Source organism: Psychrobacter okhotskensis (genome assembly GCF_013248965.1).
Classification (GTDB): Bacteria; Pseudomonadota; Gammaproteobacteria; order Pseudomonadales; family Moraxellaceae; genus Psychrobacter; species Psychrobacter okhotskensis.
Genome location: NZ_JABRVQ010000069.1, coordinates 1 through 893, shown reverse-complemented (window position 1 = coordinate 893; position 893 = coordinate 1). Strand labels below are relative to the sequence as shown.

1 protein-coding gene is annotated in these 893 nt (G+C 49.8%); it reads right to left on the bottom strand.

Translation table 11 applies throughout. The annotated features are described in order from the left end of the window. Positions 1-872 (bottom strand): elongation factor Tu (gene tuf / locus HQR03_RS14085; RefSeq protein WP_173240663.1); only part of this gene is annotated, 872 nt, incomplete at its 3' end. Between the last annotated feature and the right edge of the window lie 21 nt (positions 873-893).

Here is an 893-nt window from a genome sequence, read left to right as displayed (position 1 = left end):
CGTTGGACGTCTTCACGCTTAGTACCACGTAGTAGTACGCCACAGTTTTCGCCTGCACGACCTTCGTCAAGCAGTTTACGGAACATCTCTACACCAGTACAGGTGGTTTTTTGAGTGTCACGGATACCGACGATTTCAATTTCGTCACCAACTTTAACGATACCAGATTCAACACGACCGGTCACAACGGTACCACGACCTGAGATTGAGAAGACGTCTTCGATTGGCATTAGGAATGCTTTGTCGATGTCACGCTCTGGCTCTGGGATGTAGGTGTCTAGTACGTTTAGTAGTTCTACGACGGCTGGTTGGCCGTATTTTTCTTGTGAGCCTTTTAGGGCTTCAGTAGCAGAACCATGGATGATTGGGGTGTCATCACCTGGGAAGTCATAGTCACTTAGTAATTCACGAACTTCCATTTCTACGAGTTCAAGCAGTTCTTCGTCGTCAACAACGTCGCACTTGTTCATGAATACGACGATGTATGGTACGCCAACCTGACGTGATAGCAGGATGTGCTCACGGGTTTGTGGCATTGGGCCATCGGTCGCTGATACGACTAGGATTGCGCCGTCCATTTGGGCTGCACCGGTGATCATGTTTTTAACATAATCGGCGTGACCTGGGCAATCGACGTGGGCGTAGTGACGTGATGGGGTGTCATATTCTACGTGTGAGGTGTTGATGGTGATGCCACGTGCTTTTTCTTCTGGGGCTGAGTCAATAGACGCGTAGTCTTTGGCTTCGCCACCTGAGGTGATTGCTGCTACGGTTGCGATAGCGGCGGTTAGTGTGGTTTTACCGTGGTCAACGTGTCCGATGGTACCGACGTTGACGTGTGGCTTGCTGCGTTCAAACTTGGCCTTTGCCATGGGTATTTCCTCTTTTTTTGG